Origin of the sequence: Burkholderia sp. JKS000303 (genome assembly GCF_002563755.1) — a bacterium.
Taxonomy (GTDB): domain Bacteria; phylum Pseudomonadota; class Gammaproteobacteria; order Burkholderiales; family Burkholderiaceae; genus Burkholderia; species Burkholderia anthina_B.
In genome coordinates this window covers 2,611,589-2,632,424 of record NZ_PDBZ01000001.1, presented here as the reverse complement: position 1 = coordinate 2,632,424, position 20,836 = coordinate 2,611,589, and the positions used below count along the sequence as shown (strand labels likewise).

Sequence of the window (20,836 nt, the reverse complement as noted above, 5' to 3'; positions counted from 1 at the left end):
CGGCCGGCGCACTGAAAACCCCATTCGACGCGGCGCACGCGTTCAGGCAAGATCGACGCGCGCCGTCCGTTTTTCCGCCGTTACGAGTCACCGAAAACGCATGCAGAACTTCTACGAAGCCACCGTTACCCGCCAGCCCTACCCGCAATTGACCGGCACGATCGACACGCAGGTCTGCATCGTGGGCGGCGGCCTCGCCGGCCTGTGCACGGCGCTCGGTCTCGTCGAGCGCGGCGTGACGGACATCGTCGTGCTCGATAGCGAGCGGGTCGGCTTCGGCGCATCGGGCCGCAACGGCGGCTTCGTGTTCGGCGGCTACAGCCTCGACAACGCCGACCTGCTGCGCACGCTCGGCCGCGACGAAGGGCGTCGCCTGTACCGGCTCACCGTCGATGCCGTCGACCTGATCCGCACGCGCATCGCGCGCTACGGAATCGACTGCGACATCGTCGACCAGGGTGTGCTGCTCGCGAACTGGTTCGACGATCCGTCGCGGCTCGACGGCGTGCGCACGCTGATGAAGCAGGAATTCAACGTCGACTGGGAACCGGTCGCAACCGACGCGCTGCGCGCGCGGCTCAAGACGCAGCGCTACTACGGCGGGCTGTTCGAGCCGAACGCGTTCCACTTCCATCCGCTCAAGTACGTGCTCGGCGTCGCGGCGGCCGCCTCGCGCGGCGGCGCACGCCTGTACGAACGCTCGGCCGCGCTCGGCATCGCGCGCGAAGGCGCCGGCTACGTCGTGCGCACGGCGCAGGGCACGGTGCGTGCGAAAGACGTCGTGTTCGCCGGCGGCGGCTATGCGCGCGGCGTGTCGCCGCGCATCGAACGCGCGGTGCTGCCGATCGCGACCTACGTGATCGCGACCGAACCGCTCGGCACGCGGCTGCCGGACGCGATCGACGCACCGTACGCGATCTACGACACGCGCTTCGCATTCGACTACTACCGTCCGCTGAAGGACACGCGGATTCTGTGGGGCGGCCGGATCTCCGTGCTCGACCGCGGCCCCGACGCGATCGCGCGCCTGCTGCGTCGCGACCTGCTGCGCGTGTATCCGCAGCTCGACGGCGTGAAGGTCGACTATGCGTGGGGCGGGCTGATGAGCTATGCGCGGCACAAGATGCCGCAGATCGGCCGCGACGCGGACGGCGTGTGGCACGCGATCGCGTTCGGCGGGCACGGGATGGCGCCGACCACCGTCGCCGGCGAAGCGCTCGCCGCCGCGCTGGCCGGCGAGCAGCCCGTGCCGGAAGGCTTCGCCGCGTTCGGGCTCACGCGCACGTTCGGGCTTGCGGGCCTCGCCGCCGCACAACTCACGTACACCGCGTACCAGGCCCGCGACGCGCTCGCATCGTGCCGGCGCTGAACGGCGGCGGCGCTCGAAACCGCGTGGCCGATTAGAACGGAAGGTCGGCCGGGCGGGGATTTCCCGCATGCTAGAATGGTTTCTCCATGCCGCCGCGAACCCACAACAAAGTCACATGAAAGCTGGAAGCAAGGCCGCCACGTCCGAAAGCCGCGCGGTTGCGTCCGACACGCGGCGCAAATACGATCCCGAGCAAACCAAGCGCAACATCCTCGACGTCGCCACGCAGGAATTTTCCGCGATGGGTCTCGCCGGTGCGCGCGTCGACGCGATCGCCGAGCGCACGAACACGACGAAGAGGATGCTCTACTACTACTTCGAAAGCAAGGAAGGCCTGTACGAGGCCGTGCTGGAGAAGGTGTACGGCGACATCCGCGCGCTCGAGCAGGAACTGCACGTCGGCGACATGGAGCCGCGCGAAGGCATGCGCCGGCTCGTCGAATTCACGTTCGACTATCACGACAAGCATCGCGACTTCGTCCGCCTCGTGTCGATCGAGAACATTCACGGCGCGAAGTATCTCGAACAGCTGAAGTCGTTCAAGAACCGCAACGTCAGCATCATCAGGACGATCGAGGAGCTGCTCGAGCGCGGCGCGGCAAGCGGCGCGTTCCGCAAGGACATCGACGCGTTCGACCTGCACCTGCTGATCAGCTCGTTCTGCTTCCACCGCGTGTCGAACCGCTACACGTTCGGCGCCGCATTCGGCCGCGATCCGTCGGCGCCGCGGCTGCGTGCGCGGCATCGCGAGACGATCGCCGACTCCGTGCTGCGCTACGTCGCAGCCTAGGGCCTGTTCACGCTAATAACGGGCTTGCGCTGGCCACCAGAAGGGCCGAGCGCAAGGAATGCGACGAAGCGAATACTCAACGTATTCGCGAGGAGCATGACGCCGCGATCGGCCCTTCTGGTGGCCAGCCCCACGAATGAATTTTCCCAAACAGGGGAACGTGCCTTTCCGCCCGCATGGCGGCGTCGTTCCTCGTTGCAATCGCTACGGCTATTGCGCCTCCTCTCTCCTTGCCTGCGCCCGGAGGAAGTCCCCTTGGGGGACGGGCGGAAAGGCACGTTCGCAAGCCCGTTATTAGCGTGAACAGGCCCTAGCCCCCGAAACACGCCAGCGAGTCGCGCACTCGCTTCCCGAACGAGGCCCGGACGCATGCATCCGGCATGCGCCGGACAGCGCGTCAGTCCGTCGGCGCCGTCGCCGCCAGCGCGATCCGCGCCTTCTCTTCCGGGCTTCCCGCCACGTAGTACTTCTTCGCCCAGCTCGAATCCGGCGCGAGCGCGAGCTGCGGGTGCGCGCCTGTGCCGCGCTGCTTCGTTTCGATCGACAGCGCCCGCGCACGATAGTGTTCGTAGAGCCGCAGGAATTCCGCGAGATAGATCGCCGCGATGCGCGTATCGCGAATCTCCAGCAGATTCTCGTCGTTGTACTGCTCGGAGTTGCGGCTCATGTTCGCCGAGCCCGTATAGACGATCGGGTTCGCGCCTTCCGCATCGATCACGATGAACTTGTGATGGATCACGACCGGCGGATACGCGGGCGCGGGCTCGCCCGGAAAGAGGCGCAGCTCCGGTTCGAAGCCCTTCGGCACCGTCGCCGGCGAAAAATACGCGGCATCGATCACGTCGCGATGATCGCGCTGGCGATGGTACAGCTCGAGGTTCGCGAGCGTCGCCGCATCGAGCGACTGGCCGTCGCGTTGCGCGGCATCGGCCTTCGTCGCGCTGCCGACGTTGATGCGGTTCACGAGGCCGAACATCATCAGGCCGCGGTCGCCGGCCGCAAAGCAGGCATCACGCAACGCCGCGTCGGTCGGCATGAACAGACAGAACGACACCGAGTGCTTCGCGGCCGCGATCGCGGCGACGATCGTATCGATCTCGGTGCGCTGCCCCGCCGGCTCCGGCGAGAACGCGACGCGCACCTGCGCGCTGCCGACCGTCATCGGCGCCGACCAGCCCGACGACAGCCGCGCCGTCTCCGCGATCGTCGGATTCGCGGCGAGCGCATGCGCCCGATCGTTGTACAGTGCGGCCAGCGCGGGCGAATCGAACGCGTGCAGCACGTTCGCCTGTTCCGTCAGCCCTTCGGTCGTGAAGTTCGCGGAACCGGTCAGCACGCGCGCGGGCGCCGCGTCCGGCGGCACGTCCGTCACGATGAACTTGTCGTGCATGATGTGCGTCCGGTCGCGCGGCGCGAGCGTCGCGAGCCCCTGCAGCGCGTCGACGGCCGGCTGGTTCGGCGACGGCAGCGGCGGCTTGCCCTTGCGCGCGGTGGCGTGCCCGTCGTAGACGATCGCGAGCGACGCGTCGCCGTGCTGGCGGCCGAACGCTTCGAACGCGGGCAACGCCCACAGCGTGTCGGTCAGGTGATAGACGGCCGATGCCGCGCGCGACGCCGGGTCGAGCATCTGCGCGAACACCTGCTCCATGTCGTTCGCGAGCCATGTGCGCAGCTTCAATGCCTGGGCGGCGCTCGGCACCGCATTCGGCTCGAGGCCCAGCGCCGCGACCTGTTTCGCGAACGCCTGCGAGCTGACCACCGCGCGGTTGAACCAGGTGCCGATGCCGTCCTCGATGTGCGCGGGCAGCACGACGTCGCACACGCCGGCTTGCGCATCGAGCACCTGCAGGTTCGCCGGCGTGCCGACGACCGGATAGACGTCGTAGCGGAACGCGGCGCCGCGATCCTGCGGATCGATGCGCGCGTCCCACCACATGAATTTCTGGATCGGCGCCTGGTCGGTCGGTGCGTCGCCCTGCGTATCGGCGGCCGGGCCGTCGAACGTCAGCCGGTTCGGCAGCCAGCTGTCCGGCGCCCGCGTCTTGCCGTCGGCCGACCAGAAGCCCGGCGTGCGCCGGATCGCGAAGCCGAGGAAATCGGTGCGCGACGCCGCGTCGGGCCAGTCGAAGGCCAGCAGCACGAGGGTCGGGGAAAGATAGCTGCGTACGCTGACGGTCATTCGTTGCTCCTGCCGGGCCGGCCGGTCGAGATGAATGGGTCAGTGTCGACGGCGGTTCTTCCCCTGCGATGACCGTTCGATGAACCTTGTATGTCGGCGCCGCGTCAGTCGCACACGAGCAACTCGATGCCGCGGGCGGTCAGCGCGCGGCGCACGGCCTTGTCCGGCATGCGCTCGGTGACCAGATAGCGCGCGGCCGACGTGCCGTTGATCCGCACCGGCGTCACGCGGCCGAACTTCGAATGGTCGGCGACGATGATCGCCGTGCCGGCCGCCGCGATCATCCGGCTGCGCACTTCGGCGGCGAGCCGCGAATAGTCGGTGCAGTCGCCGTCGGCCGTGATGCCGCCCGCGCCGACGAACGCGAAGTCGACATGGTATTGCGCGAGCTGCTGGATCGTATCGAGCCCGAACGTGGCGTCTTCGTCGTCGGAAAGTTCGCCGCCGAGCAGCGTCACGCGATTGCCGTTGCGCCGCGCGAGCACGAACGCGGTGCGCCAGTCGTTCGTGTAGATCGACAGCCGGTGGCGGTCGGCCAGTGCGAGCGCGACCGCATGCGGCGTGCTGCCCGAGTCGATCAGCACCGATGCGTCGTCGGGCACGAATTCGGCCGCGCGCCGCCCGATCGTGCGCTTCGCTTCGGCATTCGCCGCTTCACGCTCGGACAGGCTCGGCTCGCGCCGGTCCGCCGCCAGCGCGCCGCCGTGCGTCATCACGAGCAGGCCGCGCGCCGCGAGCGCGTTCAGGTCGCGCCGCACGGTCTCGCGCGACACGTCGAGCGAGCGCACGAGTTCGGCGACCGACAGCGCGCCCGAGCGTCCAAGCTCCGACAGGATGTATTGATGACGTTGTTCCGCCAGCATCGCAATGCGCCCGGGGCGACTGGTAATGGGTAAGCCGACTATTGTATTACGGCCGTTTGACCGTCATTTGACGACGGCGCGACGCGCGAGCGCGCCGCGAAAGTGAAATTCTGTATTGCCTGAGGTGCGCGAATCGGTGCAGCATGCGATTGCTACACTCTGCGTTCCGCCGAACGACAGACCATCAAGGAACTCGCGCAATGTATCGCAAAGGCAGTGTGCTCGAAATCCAGTTTTCGCCCGAACGACTCAACGACGGCGCCGGCGATCCGTACTGGATCGACCTGACGCTCGACGAAGCGCGCCGGCTGTACGAACAGCTCGCCGCACGCTTCGCGACCGATGCGCGCGCGAACCAGCCGCTCGACACGTTCTCGCTCGACTGATCTCTCCTTCGTTTCGCGTGCGCGCGTTCTCGTTGCAGCACACTCAACCGGCCCCGGCCGGTCGATAACGCCCGGCCCGCGTGCCGACGCGACGCACCTCCGGCTGCCGGCCGCAGCACTTCTCCCCAACGATCGCCTTCGCCGCCGTTCCGCACGGCGCGGCGTGCGTGCAAGCGCACGAGTGCAGAATTCGACAAGACGGCAACCCGGCTTCGCCCGATACTGGCCGACTTCACGATTCATCCGGCCGCGTCTCGGCCCGCCCTGCATGCTTACCTCGCTCGTCGCCGCGGCCTTCGTCGCGCTGTGGTCCACCGGCTTCATCGTCGCGCGGGCCATCAAACCCTATGCCGATCCGAACCTGTTCCTGCTCGCGCGTTTCGCGGGCACGGCCGTGCTGTTCGGCGCGGTGGCGTTCGTCGCGCGTGCGCCGTGGCCGGCCCGCCGCGAATGGCCGCGTCACCTGATCGCGGGCGCACTGCTGCAGGGCATCTACCTCGGCGCCAGCTACTGGGCCGTCGCGCAAGGGCTGAACGCCGGCGTGATGGCGCTGCTCGGCGCGCTGCAGCCGCTCGCCACCGCCGTGCTCGCGGTGCCGCTGTTCAACGAGCGCCTGCCCGCGCGCGGCTGGCTCGGGATGGCGCTCGGGCTCGCCGGCGTCGCGCTCGTGCTCGCGCCGAAGGTCGCGGGCGGCGTCGCCCCCCCGCCGGGCGCCGTGCCGGCGTGGTTCGTCGTGGTCGTGTCGGTGCTGTCGGTCGGCTCGATCACCGCCGGCTCGCTGTACCAGAAGGGCAAGCTCGCGCAAAACGACCTGCGCACGGCCGTCGCCGTGCAGAACCTCGGCGCGGCGATCGTCGCGGCGATTTTCGTCGCGCTGCTGCACGAAACGCGCTGGATCGGCGCGCCCGCGCTGTGGATATCGCTCGTGTGGGGCATCGTGTTTTTGTCCGGCGGCGCGGTCACGATGCTGATGTGGATGCTGCGCCGCGGCAACGCAGCGCGCGCGACGTCATTGCTGTTTCTCGCGCCGCCGCTCGCCGCGCTGCAGGGTTACCTGCTGTTCGGCGAAACGCTCGCGACCATCCAGCTCGCCGGCTTCGCGCTCGCGCTGGTCGGCGTCGTGCTCGCACGCCGCTGACGCGGGCGCGAGCGTCGGTCGCACCGGCCGCGCATGCATCGCAACGACGCATCCGGACGCCCGCTCCGGTGCACCCGATCGCGGGTTGCACCATCACGATGCATCGCGTCTCGCCGATGCAACGCGCAGCGGCCGGATCGCACGCCCGGCGCGGCGCCGGCCCACGATTGCGCTTATGATGGGCGCCTTGCATTTCGTTCCGGAACCACCCCCATGACATCCGCCGATTACGCCAGCCGCCAACGCGCGATCATTGCCGAACTGAACGTCGCCCCGCACTTCGACGTCGATGCCGAGATCGCCCGGCGCGTCGATTTCCTCGCGCAGTACCTCCGTTCGACGGGCCTGCGGACCTACGTGCTCGGCATCAGCGGCGGCGTCGATTCGTCGACGGCCGGGCGGCTCGCGCAGTTGTCGGTCGAACGGCTGCGCGCCGACGGCTACGACGCGCGCTTCATCGCGATGCGTTTGCCGAACGGCGTGCAGAACGACGAAGCCGATGCGCAGCGCGCGCTCGACTTCGTGCGTGCGGACGAAGCACTGACGGTCGACGTGAAGCCCGCCGCCGACGCAATGCTCGCGTCGCTGGCCGCGTCCGGCCACGCATTCGAAACGCCGGCGCAGCAGGACTTCGTGCACGGCAACATCAAGGCGCGCGAGCGCATGATCGCGCAATACGCGGTCGCCGGCGCGCGACGCGGCATCGTGATCGGCACCGACCACGCGGCCGAATCGCTGATGGGTTTCTTCACGAAATTCGGTGACGGCGGCGCGGACATTCTGCCGCTCGCCGGCCTGAACAAGCGTCGCGTGCGTGCGGTGGCCCGCGCGCTCGGCGGCGAGGAATCGATCGTGATGAAGGTGCCGACGGCCGACCTCGAGGAACTGCGCCCGCTGCGCCCCGACGAGCACGCATACGGCGTGACCTACGACGAGATCGACGATTTCCTCGAAGGCAAGCCCGTCAGCGACCACGTGTACGAAACGGTGCTGCGTTTCCACGCAGGCTCGCGCCACAAGCGCGCGCTGCCGTACACGCTGTTCGACTGGCCGACCGCGCAACCCGGCCACGGCGGCTGATCGACGGCACCGCTCATACGAACCGCGCGAACCGCACCGTAGCGGTTGCGCGCGGCGCGTGCCTGACGGGCGATGCTATGCGTGCCCGCCCGGCTTCTTCGCCTGCAGTGCGCGGATTCGCATCCTTGCACCCGTATCGCTGACCGTCGCGTCGTACATCGTCGCGAGATCGCGCTTGAGCGCGGTGCGCGAACCGCCGTCGAGATACACCATGTGCCCCGACGAATAGAAGCGCGCGGACAGGTTCTGCCGCACCTTCTGATCCTCGAGCGGCATCTGCTGCAGGTCGATCACGGTCTGGTAGAACGGCGTGACGAAATCGTAGAAGCCGTTCGCCGACAGCACCTTCAGGTCGACGTTCAGCGCCATCACCGCGGCAAGATCGCCCGCCGTGTAGAGAATCACGTTCCCCTTCGCATCGATGCCCTGCTGCGCGCCGGTCGGGTCGATGTGGCTGAAATCCCAGTTCTGGAATGCCTGGTCGTTCAGGTCCGTGAACGCGGAGTTCGATGTGAACTTCAGCTGCTCGTTCAGGTAGCTGTTCCACATCGCCGTGTAGACGCCCGTCACCGCCGTCATCGTCGGGTCGTTGCCGCCCGAGTTCGGGTCGATCTTGCCGGCGATCCCCGACGAGATCCCGGTCACGCGGCCGTCGTACGAGCCGAGCGCGAGCCCCTGCGCGTGCAGCAGCGTCGTCAGGAACAGCGAATTGCCGCGCGCGTCGTAGCCGGCGACGTCGAGCCCCCACGTCTGCAGCGTCGCCGCGTCGATGCCGGTGTACTCCGACAGCTTCTGCACGGTGGCCGGATCGGCATGCGGCACCGTGCGCAACGCGTTCAGGTAGTCGGTGCGTGCGAACTGCGCGACTTCCTCGACGAACGCGCCGAGATCCGTCGGCGCCGGCTTGACGCCGAGTTTCTTGTGATACCACGCGTCGGCCGCCGCGGTCGGCAGCGCACCGACCGGATTGCCGGCCTGCCGGTAATCGAGAATCGACGACTGCAGCGTGACGCCGTTCAGGTCGACGCCGTCCTCGTGCAGCTTGTACGCGAGCACGCAGCTGCGCGCCGTGCCGTACGACTCGCCGAACAGGTATTTCGGCGAATTCCAGCGGTTGTTCTTGGTCAGGTAGCGCTTGATGAACTGCTTCAGCGAATCGGCATCCTGGTCGACGCCCCAGAAATTGCGGTTCTTGTTCGGCGCGACGGCCGCCGAATAGCCGGTGCCGACCGGGTTGATGAAGACCAGGTCGCTGTGGTCGATCATGCTGTCCGGGTTGTCTTCCATCTGGTACGGCGCGGGCGGCGTGAACCCCGGCATCGACGTCTTGATCCGCTTCGGCGCGAACGAGCCGAGCAGCACGAACACCGACGACGAACCCGGCCCGCCGTTGTAGAAGAACGTCACGGGCCGCGTTTCTTCCTTCGCGCCGTCGGCCGTGAATGCGACGTAGAAGAGCTTCGCGGCCGGCTGCGAGCTGCTCGGGTCGACCGTCACGAGATGCCCTGCCGTCGCCGTATAGGCAATGCGCTTCCCGTCGATCAGGATCGTGTGGTGCGTGATCGCGGCCGCTTCGGTCGTGTCGGTCACCGAGTCGTCGGGGCCGTTGCCGTATGCAACCGGATCGAAGAACGGCTGGTCGCGGCCGTGGCTCAGCGCGACCGGACTGACGGCCGCCGGCACGCCATGCGAATTGAGGTCGCCGTGATGCAGCGGATACACGCCGCCGGAAGATGCGGAATCGATGCCCATCGTGCTGCTCCTGGAGGTGAAAAAAGACGCGGGCAGGAAACCCGCGTCGCAAGAAAACGCAGGTGCCGGCGCGTCAGCTCGACGGCTTGCGCGCGAGGACCGCGGCGAGCTTCGCGCCGTCCGGGCTGCCGAGGCCCGTGCACGCATCCCAGCCGGCCGCGGCCGCAAAAGTGCCGTTCGAGCCTTTCGTGATGTCGCGCAGCGCGCCCGGATTCTTGTACAGCACCGGATTGACCCAGCCGACCGAGGCGCCGGCCGCCGCGTTGAGCCGCGCGATCAGCGCGGCCCACAGCGGCGCGACCGCGCTCGTGCCGCCCATCACCGCGGGCGTGCCGGCGACCGACACCTCGTAGCCCGTTTGCGGCGATGCATCGCCGGCGACGTCCGGCACGCCGCGCTTGGCCAGCGGCGTGCTGCTGCCGTCGGCGCGCGTCACGGTCAGCCCCTGCTGCCACGTCGGCAGGTCGAACATCGTGCTGACGCCACCGCCGCCCGCGCCACCGCCGGCCGCCTCGTCGTTCCACGTGACCTCGCTGCGAATGCCCTGCCCCGGCAGCGCATCGAGCTGCGTGCCGCCGCAGCCGAGCACGTACGGGCTCGACGCGGGGAAGTCGACGTGATCGGCACCGTCCTGCAGCCCGTCGCCCGAGCCGCTGTCGCCCGACGCCGCGCACACCGTGATCCCCTGTGCGGCGGCCGCCTGCAGCACGCGGTCGAACGCCTGCGCCGACTGCGCCTGCCAGATCGCTTCCGGCCCGCCCCAGCTGATCGAGATCACCGAAGGCTGGTTGGTCTTGTCGCTGACGGCCGCGTTCACGGCCTGGATGAAGCCCGCGTCGCTGTTCGGCGCGAAGTAGATCGCGATCTTCGCGGCCGGCGCGATCGCACCGGCGATCTCGATGTCGAGCGCGACTTCGCCGTCCGGGCCGTTCGGATCGCCGCTCGGCGCATTGCGGCCGGTGCCGACGTTCACGTCGACGAGCGTCGGCGGCGTGGCGATCCCGAGTCCGCGGAAATATTGCTGGATATCGGCCGCGCGATAGCCGCCGCCGAGTTCGACGATCGCGATGCACTGCCCCGCGCCGTCGCCGGCCGGAAAACCGTACAGCGCAGCGAGCTGGACCGGCGTGAACGTGACGCCCGCGGCACCGCGGGCGGGCTTGAACGGCGGACGCAGCCGGAAGTGCGGCCGCGCCTGCGGACGGCTGTCGAGACCGAGCACGGCCGTGACCGCGTCGCCGATATCGTCGGGCAACACGATCGGGCCCGAGCGGCCGCGATACTGGCCGATCGAGCGATGCTCGAAACGCTCGAGCTTCACACTGAAGGCGGCTTCGAATTGCTGGATCGTGCCGGACAGCACGACGACGCTTTCGACCGGATCGACACGATCGACCGTGAGTTGATGACGGCGTGCGAAGTCCTCGGTCTTGCGAATGTCGTCGGGGCTCGCGGAGAAGCGCTGCGCGAATGCGTCGCGCGACACCGGTTTCGCGCGGGCGTCGCCGGTCGCGAGCTGGTGGACCAATGCATCGAGTTGCCCTTCTTCCTGCCGCCGCAACATGATCGTGACGTGGATGCGTTCTGCCGGATCGCACTGGCCGAGACACTTGGACTCGGCGACGATGCGGGGTTCACGGTCGGCTTGAAGATGCCTTGCCATGTTCAGACCCTCCTTGGTACCGCGTTGCACGGAACAGCCAGGAAATCGGACACGGCCGGCGGAAGACGGTTCCGTTCGGTCAGTCGGTTCGCCGCAGCGCGAAGTTAAGGGAAGTTTAGAACAGTCAGACGATTTGCGCGCGTGCGCCGCCGTGACGAGGATGCGTGCGAAGGCCGGCATTGCGCGCGGCCTTCGTTCGATGATGCACCGTGCCTTGCACGCCTGTCGAGCGGCACGGCAGCGATGCCGGGAGGCCATTCAATCGGCCGGTCAGTCCATCGACAGGCGCAGCGCGAAGCCGATCAGCGCGGCCGAGAACGTCCAGCGCTGCACGGTTTGCGCGAGCGGATGCGCACGCATCCACGCCGCGATGCGCGACGCGCCGAACACGCATGCAAGGTCGAAACACACGCCGGCCGCAACCAGCAGCGCACCGAGTTCGAACATCTGCCACATCACGGGTCCGGCTTCGGGCCGCACGAACTGCGGCAGCAGCACCGAGCAGAACAGCAGCGCCTTCGGGTTCAGCAGGTTCGTCAGCAGCCCCTTGAAGAACGATTGCCGCAGTTCGCCCGCGGCGGCGGCCTCGCCGTCGCCGAGCGCGAACACCGGCGAGCGGAACACCTGGATCGCGACGTACGCGAGATAGAGCGCGCCGCCATAACGGATCACTTCATACAGCCACGGCGCGCTGCGGATCAGCGCCGCGACGCCGCAGGCGGACAGCGTCACATGCGCGGTGCGCGACAGCGACAGGCCGGCTGCCGCCGCCATGCCCGGACGCACACCGCGACCGATACTGGTCTGCAGCACGAGCGCCATGTCGGGCCCGGGCACCGCGTAAATGGCCGCCAGCGCGGCGAGATAAATCAACAGCAAATGCGTGGAAATCATGGTCTGCCCCCGTCCTCCAATAACGATATGTTGCCGCTGAAGGGCGAGGGATTATTGGCCATTTTTGACACCGGATTGGCGATCGCTAGTGGAATCCGCCACAATCACGGTATTCGAACAAGGATTCCGCCAACATGACCGAACTCGACAAAACCGATCGCGCGATCCTCGCCGCGGTGCAGCGCGACGGCCGCCTGCCGATCGCGCGTCTGGCCGACTCCGTCGGCCTGTCCGAGACGCCGTGCGCGCGTCGCCTGAAACGTCTCGAAAGCGACGGCTACATCGAGCGCTACCGCGCGCAGTTGTCGCGCCAGGCGCTCGGCTTCGGCGTCGTCGCATTCGTGCTCGTGCGTTTCGCGACGCACGACCGCAAGGTCGCCGACCGGTTCGAACGGGAAGTGCTCGGCATCGAGCGGATTCTCGCGTGCCACAACGTCGCGGGCACCGCCGACTATCTGCTGCAGGTGGTCGCGCGCGATCTCGACGACTACGGCACGTTCCTGCGCGATTCGCTGCGGATGCTGCCGGGCGTGACGTCGATCGAATCGGCGCTGTCGTTGCGTGAAGTGAAGCACGACGCGGGATTGCCGGTGCCGTGACGCTCGTTTACGTTGCCGGCCGAGCCGGCGTCATGCAGCGCGTCACGCCACGTCGGGAACCTGGTGCGCGCGTTCGAGATCCTCGAGGAACGCTTCGACGAGCGGGTCGCCGCGCCCGTTGCGCGCCACGACCATGTGGAACGTGACGTCGTAGCGCAGTTGCTCCGGGTTGAGCGGTGCGAGCAGCCCCTGCGCGACGTACGGCGCCGCGAAATGCTGCGGCAGGTAGCCGAGATGATGACCCGACAGGATCAGCAGCGCGACGGCTTCCATGTTGTCGGCGGTCGCGGTCACGCGATCGGGCGTCGTCGACATCTGCGCCTCCGGCAGCGGATACGAGCGCCATGCCCACTCGAAGCCGGCGACATCCGCCGGCGTCAGCGCACCCGCACCGTCGAACAGCGGATGACCGCGGCCGCAGTACGCGACCTGCCGCTCGATGAACAGCGGCGTGTAGTGCAGCGACGGCACGCGATGCCAGAAGTAGCCCACCGCGATCTGGATCTCGTCGCTCAGCAGCTTTTCCTCGAGATCGCCCGGTGCACGCACGGAGATCGAGAAGCGCACCGCCTCGTCGCGCGTGCGGAATGCGGCGATCGCCTCGGCGATCCGCGCGTTCTGGCTGACCGGTGTATGGCCGATCAGGCCGATGTTCAGCGTGCCGACCAGCTGGCGGTCCATGTGCCGCGCCGCCATCCCGAATTCGTCGAGCGCCGCGAGCAGCTTGCGGCTCATCGCGTGGAACCGCTCGCCCTTCGGCGTGAGCCGGAAACCGCTGCGGCCGCGCTCGCAGAGCCGGTAGCCGAGCCGCGTCTCGAGCGACGACAGTTGCGCGCTGATCGTCGACTGGCCGACGTTCAGCATCGTCTGCGCAGCCGATACGCCACCCGCGTCCGTAACCGCGAGAAACACGCGGATCAACCGCAGATCGAGGGTCGACAGATTCCCCAGCACGCTATTCCCCTTCCATGCATCGATGGAAATCGATGTTTACGTCGATATCTTCGCATTCTTCTTTCCGCCCGGACGCGTAAAACTATGCGCCAGGCCGCGTCGAATGATACGGCAACCCCACATCGGAAGAGACACCCCCATGAACGAACCCATCCATTTCCAGCCGCTCGGCGGCAATGAAATGCCGCGCAGCGGCGGCATCGCGACGATGATGCGCCTGCCGCACGTGGCGAGCGCCGCCGGGCTCGACGCGTGTTTCGTCGGCGTGCCGTTCGACCTCGGCACCTCCAACCGCACCGGCGCACGCTTCGGCCCGCGCCAGATCCGCACCGAATCCGTGCTGCTGCGCCCGTACAACATGGCCACCCGCGCCGCGCCGTTCGATTCGCTGCAGATCGCCGACATCGGCGACGTCGCGATCAATCCGTACAACCTGCACGATTCCATCGCGCGCATCGAAGCCGCGTACGACGCGATCCTCGAACACGACTGCAAGCCGGTCACGCTCGGCGGCGACCATACGATCGCATTGCCGATCCTGCGCGCGATCCATCGCAAGCACGGCAAGGTTGCATTGATCCACGTCGATGCACACGCCGACGTGAACGATACGATGATGGGCGAAAAGATCGCGCACGGCACGCCGTTCCGCCGCGCGGTCGAGGAAGGGCTGCTGCACGGCGACAAGGTCACGCAGATCGGCCTGCGCGGCACCGGCTACGCCGCCGAGGATTTCGACTGGTGCCGCGAGCAGGGCTTCCGCGTGGTCCAGGCCGAGGAATGCTGGAACAAGTCGCTTGCCCCGCTGATGGAAGAAGTGCGCGCGCGCGTCGGCGACACGCCGGTCTACATCAGCTTCGACATCGACGGCATCGACCCGGCCTATGCACCGGGCACCGGCACGCCGGAAATCGCGGGCCTCACGGTGCCGCAGGCACTCGAGATCATCCGCGGCGCGAAGGGGCTGAACATCGTCGGCTGCGATCTCGTCGAAGTCGCGCCGCCGTACGACCCGTTCGGCACCACGGCGCTGCTCGGCGCGAACCTCGCGTACGAGCTGCTGTGCGTGCTGCCCGGCGTCGCGTATCGCGACTGATCCCGCCGCGCACACCATCTATTCCAAATCAGAGCATTCCAGAGGAGCACATCAACGATGGGGACTGCCATCAAGCAACCGAAGCGGGCGGCGCTCGCTTCGTTCGTCGGCACCACGATCGAGTGGTACGACTTCTATAGCTATGCGACCGCCGCCGCCATCGTGTTCGGGCCGCTGTTCTTTCCCGGTGAAAACCGCTTCGTCAGCCTGCTCGCGTCGTTCGGCTCGTTCGCGGTCGGCTTCTTCGCGCGGCCGCTCGGCGGCGTGATGTTCGGCTATCTCGGCGACCGCTACGGCCGCAAGCGCTCGCTGCTCGCGACGCTGATGCTGATGGCCGTGTCGACGGTCGCGATCGGCCTGCTGCCGACCCACGCGCAGGCCGGCATGATCGCGCCGATCCTGCTGGTGCTGATGCGCGTGCTGCAAGGCATCGCCGTTGGCGGCGAATGGGGCGGCGCGGTGCTGCTCGCCGGCGAGCATGCGCCGGAAGGCAAGCGCACGTTCTTCGCGTCGTTCGCGCAGCTCGGCAGCGCGAGCGGCCTGATCCTGTCGATGCTCGCGTTCGGCGCGATCAGCACGCTGTCGAAGGACGACATGATGAGCTGGGGCTGGCGCGTGCCGTTCCTCGCGAGTTCCATCCTGCTGATCGTCGGCTTCGTGATCCGGGCGAGCGTGTCGGAATCGCCCGAGTTCGAGGAAGTCAAGAAAAGCGGCAACACCGCGCAAAACCCGGTGCGCGAAGCGCTCAAATACTGGCCGCTGCTGTTGCTCGCGATCGGCGCGAACGTGTACGGGATCGCCGGCGTGTATTTCAGCAACATCTTCATGATCAGCTACGCGACGCAGTTCCTGTCGCTCGACCGGTCGATGGTGCTGCATTGCATGACCATCGTCGCCGTGCTGCAGTTCGTCGTGCAGCTCGCGGCCGCGTTCCTCGCGCAGCGCTTCGGCACGACGCGCGTGCTGCTGATCACCGGCGCGTGGGCCGCGATCGTCCCGTTCGTGATGCTGCCGCTCGTGCATATGGGCACGCCGCTGTCGATCACGGTCGGCGTCGGCCTCGCGACGCTCGCGGAATCGGGCTACTACTCGGTGGTGGCCGGCTTCGTCAGCGGCATCTTCATCGCGCGCATCCGCTACACGGCAATCTCGATCGCGTACCAGGTGTGCGGCGCCCTCGCCGGCGGCCTCACGCCGCTCGTCGCGACGCTGATCGCGCAGAACGTCGCACCGCAATGGTGGCCGCTCGCGGTCCAGTACATGAGCGCCGCCGTGCTGTCGTCGGTGTGCGTGTGGCTGATCTCGCGCCGCGTCAGCATCGACGATGCCGGTGCGCCGGACAAGGCAAACGCGCCGCTGCCGCGCGGCACGCGCACCGCGTAATCTCGAGGCACCGGGCCGGCTTCGTCACACGCCTGCCCGGTCATCTCCCGCGAAGGGCGGCACATCGTGCCGCTCTTTTTCATTGCGGCCGTCGGGAGTCCGAACGCAGTGCGAGCACGGTGCGCAGCACGAATGCAGCAGCGGCTTGCGTTCGTCGATCGCCGTCACGTCGCCGCCGGAAAAAGCACGTTTCGGATCACGTCGCGGAGCACGGCATCGACGCGCTCCGCGCGGTCCTTCGCCGCATCGAGGTCCGGTGAATGGCGATCCGTATCGACCAGCGCGGCCTGCGCGTCGTCGCTCGCGACCCACGCGCGCGCGATGGCGCGCAACGCGTCGCGGTCGGCGAGCCGCAGCCGGCCGACGGCCACACGGCCGATCTCTTCGTACATCGCCCAGCAATCGTCACTGTCCGCTTCGATCGCGTCCAACAGCCGCTCGACCGCATCGTTCGCCGCGTTGCTCACCGTCGCCTCCTCAGCGCACTGTCACGAATACACGCGGAAACGGCGCGTCGGCTCGGCGACTTGCGCACGCACGCGCTCGATCGTCGCTGCGCCTTCCGGATTCTCGAGCGCGTCGGCGATCAGGTTGGCCGAAGCCACGCGTCGTCATCGCACCGGGTTGCGCAGCGTCTTCGCGGCGGCGACCATGTTCGTCAGCGCCGGAATCACTTCCGCCCACTGACGCGTCTTCAGCCCGCAGTCCGGGTTCACCCACAGACGTTCCGCCGGAATCCGCTCGGCCGCCTTCTTCATCAGGCCGACGATGTGATCCTGCGTCGGGATGTTCGGCGAGTGGATGTCGTACACGCCCGGCCCGATTTCGTTCGGATACTTGAAATCGTCGAACGCGTCGAGCAGTTCCATATCCGAGCGCGACGTCTCGATCGTGATCACATCGGCATCCATGTCGGCGATCGACGCGATGATGTCGTTGAACTCGGAATAGCACATGTGCGTGTGGATCTGCGTATCGTCCTGCACGCCGTTCGCGGTGATGCGGAACGACTCGACCGCCCACTTCAGGTACTCGCCCCATTGCGCGCGGCGCAGCGGCAGCCCTTCACGCAGCGCGGCCTCGTCGATCTGGATCACGCGCACGCCGGCCTTCTCGAGATCGAGCACTTCCGCGCGGATCGCGAGTGCGAGCTGGTAGCACGACACCGAACGCGGCTGGTCGTCGCGGACGAACGACCAGTTCAGGATCGTCACCGGGCCGGTCAGCATGCCCTTCATCGGCTTGTTCGTCAGCGACTGCGCGTACGTGATCCATTCGACCGTCATCGCCTTCGGGCGGCTGATGTCGCCGAACAGGATCGGCGGCTTCACGCAACGCGAACCGTACGACTGGACCCAGCCGAACTGGCTGAACGCGTAGCCGTCGAGCTGTTCGCCGAAGTATTCGACCATGTCGTTGCGTTCCGCTTCGCCGTGCACGAGCACGTCGAGTTCGAGCGACTCCTGTTCGCGCACGCTGCGCGCGATCTCGGCCTGCATCGCCTTGCGATAGCCGGCTTCATCCAGCGCGCCCGCCTTGAACTGGCTGCGCGCCTGGCGGATCTCGCCGGTCTGCGGGAACGAGCCGATCGTCGTCGTCGGGAAGGCCGGCAGGTTCAGTCGTGCCGACTGCTTCGGCGCGCGTACCGTGTACGGGCTCACGCGGTTGCCGAGTTGCGCGTCGATGCGTGCGATCGCAGCCTTCACCGTCGGGTTGTTCACGCGCGGCGAGCGGCGCCGCGAGTCGATCGCGGCGGCATTCGCGGCCAGCGCGTCGGCCACCTTGTCGCGGCCTTCGTTCAGCGCGGTCGCGAGCACCTTCAGCTCGTCGAGTTTCTGCAGCGCGAACGCGAGCCACGCGCGGATTTCCGCGTCGAGCTTTTCTTCGCTCGCGAGATCGACCGGCACGTGCAGCAGCGAGCACGACGGCGCGAGCCACAGCCGCTCGCCCAGTTGCTTCGCGAGCGGCGCGAGCCAGTCGAGCGCGGCGTTCAGGTCCGTCGTCCAGATATTGCGGCCGTTGATCGCGCCCACCGACAGCACACGCTCGGCCGGCAGTTCACGCACCAGCGCGTCGATTTCATCGCGAGCCTTGATCGCGTCGATGTGCAGGCCGTCGACCGGCAGCGACGCCGCGAGCGTCAGGTTGTCCTGCAACTGGCCGAAGTACGTCGCGAGCAGCAGCTTGATGCGACGCGTTTCCAGCGCCGCGTACGCGGTGCGAAATGCCTGACGCCATTCGGCGTCGAGTTCGGTGACGAGGATCGGCTCGTCGATCTGCACCCATTCGACGCCCTGTGCGGTCAGCGTGTCGAGCAGCGCGCCGTATACCGGCAGCAGCTTCGGCAGCAATGCGAGGCGGTCCGAATCGTCCTTCGACTTGCCGAGCCACAAGTACGTGACGGGCCCCAGGATCACCGGCTTCGCGGCGACGCCCAGCGCCTGTGCTTCGGCCAGTTGCTGGAGCAGGCGCGACGGATCGAGCGAGAAGTTCGTGTCCGCGTGGAATTCCGGGACGATGTAGTGATAGTTCGTGTCGAACCACTTCGTCATTTCGCCGGCCGAGACACCGCCGCAGCATGCGGCATGTTCGTCCGCCGCTTGCGCCGAACGGCCGCGCGCCACACGGAAATAGTTGTCGAGCGCGTCGCCGTGGAAGCCCTGCACACGCTTGGGCAGATTGCCGAGCGTGAAGCTCATGTCGAGCACCTGGTCGTAGAACGCGAAGTCGCCGATCGGCACCAGATCCAGATCGCGCTGGTCGTTCCAGTGACGCTGACGCAGTTCGGCACCGAGCGCCTTCAGTTCGTCGCGCGACGATTCGCCCTTCCAGTAGCGCTCGAGACCGAACTTGAGTTCGCGCTTCGCGCCGATGCGCGGAAAACCGAGGTTGTGTGTCGTAACCATGAGGCTGCCGTCCCGAGAAGAATTGAAGATCTGGCAGCCATGATAGGGACTTCAAATCATGAGATAAAATGGAATTATTTCATTCATCCATTAAATTTATTCATGCATCTGTTGGGTGAGCGCGCTCCATGCTGGAACGAGGTCATCTCACCGTGATCCGCGAGGTCGAGCGCCCGATCCGTGGAACAAGCCGAAGCTGTGCTTCGATCCCGGGTTCGATTACGAGCAGGTGCTGGTGGTTACGGACACACACCGGTTCGCGAATGCCGACTCCGTGACACTCGAACCGCTCGGCAACGAGATGCTGATCACGGACCCGGTCGAAACGGACCGGCTCGATATCTCCAACCCGTTCCTGACGCCGGCCGGCATCGTGCCGCGGCGCCACCAGTCGATCGAGACGACCCGCATCATGCTGCAGAGGGTGGCGAGCGGGCGCGGCGCAGCCGCGCTGCCGAGGTGGCTTGCCGACGGATAGGCAGACCGGATGCCGGTCAAGCCGGGCAAGAAGGGAATCGCGAAGCAGATCTTCCTCGGCATCCGCGATGCGGACGCGTCGATCGACTATCTGGCCGCGTTCGTCGCGCTCGCGCGCGAATCGACGTGGAGCGCGCCGCGCATGCTGCGCCAGGCGCGCCCTGTTGCAATGCGCGTCAGGCGGCGCGCATGCCGATGCGTTCGCCGCGTTCGACCCATGCTCCGAACAGCAGGCCGATCGTCGTCCACATGATCACCTGCATGCCGATCGCCGCGGTGCGGAACTTCCACAGCACGACGGCCGGGAACGCTGCCGGCACTTCGTTGATCGCCGGCAACCCGAGCTGCACGGCCGCGATGATCACGATGAACAGGAGCCCGGCGACGATCGACGCGTTCCACTGGCCGAGCTTCGCCAGCAGATGACGACGCACGTTGATCGAGAACACCATCGTCGCGATCGAGATCGCGATCATCAGGAAGAACAGCCCCGTGCGATAGCCAATCGTGTCGGGGTCGCCAACCGATGGCGGATTGGCCGGGTACTTGATGTTGGGCACGATCACGAGCGCGATGAACGCAGCCAGCGCGAGCCATGCCGCGAGCGGCCGCGCCGGGAGGCGGCTGCCTCGTCCGTACGCAAACGCGAAGACCAGCGAGAACAGCCCGCCGAATGCCGCGCCGTAGGTCACGACACCCGTCAGCAGGCCGAGGCCGGCCTGCGTGTGGCGGCTGACCAGTTCGGGCTCCGGTGCGTCGCCCTTGGCGGCATCGAGCTTTTCTTCGAAGGAGATTGCCTGATCGACTTGCGGTTCGCCGACGATTTTCGCGAAACCGAACGTGAGGAGACCTGCGGCGATGCCTGCGAGCATCCCGCGCATGAGCAGCTTTCCGACCATCGTCTACTCCGCGTCAGTGGCAGGGAAAGCCAAGCAGATGGCGACCGTCGTGCACGAACTCATGCACGTACATGCCCGGCACGATCGACGTTGCGCCCTCTTCCGCGCCGACGAAATAAATCGCGAGCAGCAGGATCAGACCGACGAAGATGGCCCACGGCAACAGTTCGCGGACGGGGATGGGCGCCGGCACGACCGCCGGCTTCAGTACTGCGTCGCTCATGGATGCACCTCAGGGGAATCGCGCCCCGGCAAATGTTGGATGGAGTACGAACGCAGGTCTGGCTTCCGGGATCGAATCTCCCCGGTTACAGTGGCGCGACCGCGCCGGAATTGCACCGGCTTCCACGTTTCGTATCGGGCGAATTGTACGCGCGAACGCTCGCGTATTGAAGGCCCGGGCCGGAT

At 67.2% G+C, this 20,836-nt stretch carries 18 protein-coding genes, 2 pseudogenes and 1 riboswitch; of the genes and pseudogenes, 9 read left to right on the top strand and 11 right to left on the bottom strand.

Going from position 1 to position 20,836, the window contains the following annotated elements:
* The first annotated feature begins 100 nt into the window (after positions 1–100).
* Both BX604_RS12745 and BX604_RS12740 read left to right on the top strand, forming a co-directional pair.
* Positions 101–1,369: an NAD(P)/FAD-dependent oxidoreductase gene (locus tag BX604_RS12745; RefSeq protein ID WP_098551099.1), complete on the top strand. Its 1,269-nt coding sequence runs from the start codon at positions 101–103 to the stop codon at positions 1,367–1,369.
* A gap of 115 nt (positions 1,370–1,484) precedes the next feature.
* Positions 1,485–2,159, top strand: coding sequence for a TetR family transcriptional regulator (locus tag BX604_RS12740; RefSeq protein ID WP_098551098.1), 675 nt, complete (start codon positions 1,485–1,487; stop codon positions 2,157–2,159).
* 397 nt (positions 2,160–2,556) lie between these two features.
* Here BX604_RS12740 and BX604_RS12735 read toward each other — a convergent pair whose 3' ends face one another.
* Together BX604_RS12735 and BX604_RS12730 are read right to left on the bottom strand one after the other, a co-directional pair.
* Positions 2,557–4,338 (bottom strand): phospholipase D-like domain-containing protein, encoded by a 1,782-nt coding sequence (locus BX604_RS12735; protein ID WP_098551097.1) that lies wholly within the window; start codon positions 4,336–4,338, stop codon positions 2,557–2,559.
* A gap of 104 nt (positions 4,339–4,442) precedes the next feature.
* Positions 4,443–5,201, bottom strand: a complete 759-nt coding sequence (locus tag BX604_RS12730) for a DeoR/GlpR family DNA-binding transcription regulator (protein ID WP_098551096.1) — start codon at positions 5,199–5,201, stop codon at positions 4,443–4,445.
* Between the two features lie 200 nt (positions 5,202–5,401).
* On the opposite strand from BX604_RS12730, the gene BX604_RS12725 reads away from it, so the two are divergent.
* From BX604_RS12725 to nadE, 3 genes are all read left to right on the top strand, one after another.
* Positions 5,402–5,587: a hypothetical protein gene (locus BX604_RS12725; protein ID WP_006752380.1), complete on the top strand. Its 186-nt coding sequence runs from the start codon at positions 5,402–5,404 to the stop codon at positions 5,585–5,587.
* A 268-nt stretch (positions 5,588–5,855) separates the two neighbouring features.
* Positions 5,856–6,725 (top strand): DMT family transporter, encoded by an 870-nt coding sequence (locus BX604_RS12720; RefSeq protein WP_098551095.1) that lies wholly within the window; start codon positions 5,856–5,858, stop codon positions 6,723–6,725.
* A 213-nt stretch (positions 6,726–6,938) separates the two neighbouring features.
* Positions 6,939–7,805: an ammonia-dependent NAD(+) synthetase gene (nadE, locus tag BX604_RS12715; protein WP_098551094.1), complete on the top strand. Its 867-nt coding sequence runs from the start codon at positions 6,939–6,941 to the stop codon at positions 7,803–7,805.
* Between the two features lie 75 nt (positions 7,806–7,880).
* On the opposite strand, the gene BX604_RS12710 is transcribed toward nadE, so the two are convergent.
* From BX604_RS12710 to BX604_RS12700, 3 genes are all read right to left on the bottom strand, one after another.
* Entirely contained in the window at positions 7,881–9,557 is a 1,677-nt protein-coding gene (locus BX604_RS12710; protein ID WP_098551093.1) for a S10 family peptidase, read from the bottom strand.
* Between the two features lie 73 nt (positions 9,558–9,630).
* Positions 9,631–11,220 carry a S53 family peptidase gene (locus BX604_RS12705; protein ID WP_098551092.1) on the bottom strand — a complete coding sequence of 530 codons (1,590 nt, stop codon included), beginning with the start codon at positions 11,218–11,220 and terminating at the stop codon, positions 9,631–9,633.
* A 270-nt stretch (positions 11,221–11,490) separates the two neighbouring features.
* A complete protein-coding gene (locus BX604_RS12700) occupies positions 11,491–12,114 on the bottom strand; it encodes a LysE family translocator (protein WP_098551091.1) in 624 nt (207 codons plus the stop codon).
* 134 nt (positions 12,115–12,248) lie between these two features.
* On the opposite strand from BX604_RS12700, the gene BX604_RS12695 reads away from it, so the two are divergent.
* Positions 12,249–12,713, top strand: a complete 465-nt coding sequence (locus BX604_RS12695) for an Lrp/AsnC family transcriptional regulator (RefSeq protein WP_060328960.1) — start codon at positions 12,249–12,251, stop codon at positions 12,711–12,713.
* 42 nt (positions 12,714–12,755) lie between these two features.
* Here the strand turns inward: BX604_RS12695 and BX604_RS12690 are convergent, their stop codons facing one another.
* A complete protein-coding gene (locus tag BX604_RS12690; protein WP_098551090.1) occupies positions 12,756–13,667 on the bottom strand; it encodes a LysR family transcriptional regulator in 912 nt (303 codons plus the stop codon).
* 139 nt (positions 13,668–13,806) lie between these two features.
* Between BX604_RS12690 and speB the strand changes: the two genes are divergently transcribed.
* On the top strand, positions 13,807–14,763 hold the full coding sequence (gene speB, locus BX604_RS12685; RefSeq protein WP_098551089.1) for an agmatinase: 957 nt from the start codon (positions 13,807–13,809) through the stop codon (positions 14,761–14,763).
* 57 nt (positions 14,764–14,820) lie between these two features.
* The gene (locus tag BX604_RS12680) at positions 14,821–16,146 is read left to right on the top strand and encodes an MFS transporter (protein ID WP_098551088.1); all 1,326 of its coding nucleotides are present in this window, start codon (positions 14,821–14,823) and stop codon (positions 16,144–16,146) included.
* 164 nt (positions 16,147–16,310) lie between these two features.
* On the opposite strand, the gene BX604_RS12675 is transcribed toward BX604_RS12680, so the two are convergent.
* From BX604_RS12675 to metE, 3 genes and pseudogenes are all read right to left on the bottom strand, one after another.
* A complete protein-coding gene (locus BX604_RS12675; protein ID WP_098551087.1) occupies positions 16,311–16,613 on the bottom strand; it encodes a hypothetical protein in 303 nt (100 codons plus the stop codon).
* A gap of 21 nt (positions 16,614–16,634) precedes the next feature.
* A pseudogene (gene glyA, locus BX604_RS12670) lies at positions 16,635–16,764 on the bottom strand (serine hydroxymethyltransferase); the annotation flags it as partial.
* Positions 16,758–19,052: a 5-methyltetrahydropteroyltriglutamate--homocysteine S-methyltransferase gene (gene metE / locus BX604_RS12665; protein WP_098551086.1), complete on the bottom strand. Its 2,295-nt coding sequence runs from the start codon at positions 19,050–19,052 to the stop codon at positions 16,758–16,760. The gene metE and the pseudogene glyA, both read right to left, overlap by 7 nt.
* Positions 19,053–19,224: 172 nt before the next feature.
* Here metE and BX604_RS12660 point away from each other — a divergent pair.
* A pseudogene (locus BX604_RS12660) lies at positions 19,225–19,680 on the top strand (LysR substrate-binding domain-containing protein); the annotation flags it as partial.
* A 25-nt stretch (positions 19,681–19,705) separates the two neighbouring features.
* Here the strand turns inward: BX604_RS12660 and BX604_RS12655 are convergent.
* The gene (locus tag BX604_RS12655; protein WP_098551085.1) at positions 19,706–20,428 is read right to left on the bottom strand and encodes a CbtA family protein; all 723 of its coding nucleotides are present in this window, start codon (positions 20,426–20,428) and stop codon (positions 19,706–19,708) included.
* Positions 20,429–20,441: 13 nt separating this feature from the next.
* Entirely contained in the window at positions 20,442–20,651 is a 210-nt protein-coding gene (locus BX604_RS12650) for a CbtB domain-containing protein (RefSeq protein ID WP_098551084.1), read from the bottom strand.
* Between the two features lie 34 nt (positions 20,652–20,685).
* Positions 20,686–20,823: riboswitch (cobalamin riboswitch) on the bottom strand.
* Positions 20,824–20,836: the final 13 nt, after the last annotated feature.

Coding starts and splice junctions, on each gene's coding strand:
- BX604_RS12745 (WP_098551099.1), top strand. CDS start 101: ATGCAGAACTTCTACGAAGCCACCGTTACCCGCCAGCCCTACCCGCAA.
- BX604_RS12740 (WP_098551098.1), top strand. CDS start 1,485: ATGAAAGCTGGAAGCAAGGCCGCCACGTCCGAAAGCCGCGCGGTTGCG.
- BX604_RS12735 (WP_098551097.1), bottom strand. CDS start 4,338: ATGACCGTCAGCGTACGCAGCTATCTTTCCCCGACCCTCGTGCTGCTG.
- BX604_RS12730 (WP_098551096.1), bottom strand. CDS start 5,201: ATGCTGGCGGAACAACGTCATCAATACATCCTGTCGGAGCTTGGACGC.
- BX604_RS12725 (WP_006752380.1), top strand. CDS start 5,402: ATGTATCGCAAAGGCAGTGTGCTCGAAATCCAGTTTTCGCCCGAACGA.
- BX604_RS12720 (WP_098551095.1), top strand. CDS start 5,856: ATGCTTACCTCGCTCGTCGCCGCGGCCTTCGTCGCGCTGTGGTCCACC.
- nadE (WP_098551094.1), top strand. CDS start 6,939: ATGACATCCGCCGATTACGCCAGCCGCCAACGCGCGATCATTGCCGAA.
- BX604_RS12710 (WP_098551093.1), bottom strand. CDS start 9,557: ATGGGCATCGATTCCGCATCTTCCGGCGGCGTGTATCCGCTGCATCAC.
- BX604_RS12705 (WP_098551092.1), bottom strand. CDS start 11,220: ATGGCAAGGCATCTTCAAGCCGACCGTGAACCCCGCATCGTCGCCGAG.
- BX604_RS12700 (WP_098551091.1), bottom strand. CDS start 12,114: ATGATTTCCACGCATTTGCTGTTGATTTATCTCGCCGCGCTGGCGGCC.
- BX604_RS12695 (WP_060328960.1), top strand. CDS start 12,249: ATGACCGAACTCGACAAAACCGATCGCGCGATCCTCGCCGCGGTGCAG.
- speB (WP_098551089.1), top strand. CDS start 13,807: ATGAACGAACCCATCCATTTCCAGCCGCTCGGCGGCAATGAAATGCCG.
- BX604_RS12680 (WP_098551088.1), top strand. CDS start 14,821: ATGGGGACTGCCATCAAGCAACCGAAGCGGGCGGCGCTCGCTTCGTTC.
- metE (WP_098551086.1), bottom strand. CDS start 19,052: ATGGTTACGACACACAACCTCGGTTTTCCGCGCATCGGCGCGAAGCGC.
- BX604_RS12655 (WP_098551085.1), bottom strand. CDS start 20,428: ATGGTCGGAAAGCTGCTCATGCGCGGGATGCTCGCAGGCATCGCCGCA.
- BX604_RS12650 (WP_098551084.1), bottom strand. CDS start 20,651: ATGAGCGACGCAGTACTGAAGCCGGCGGTCGTGCCGGCGCCCATCCCC.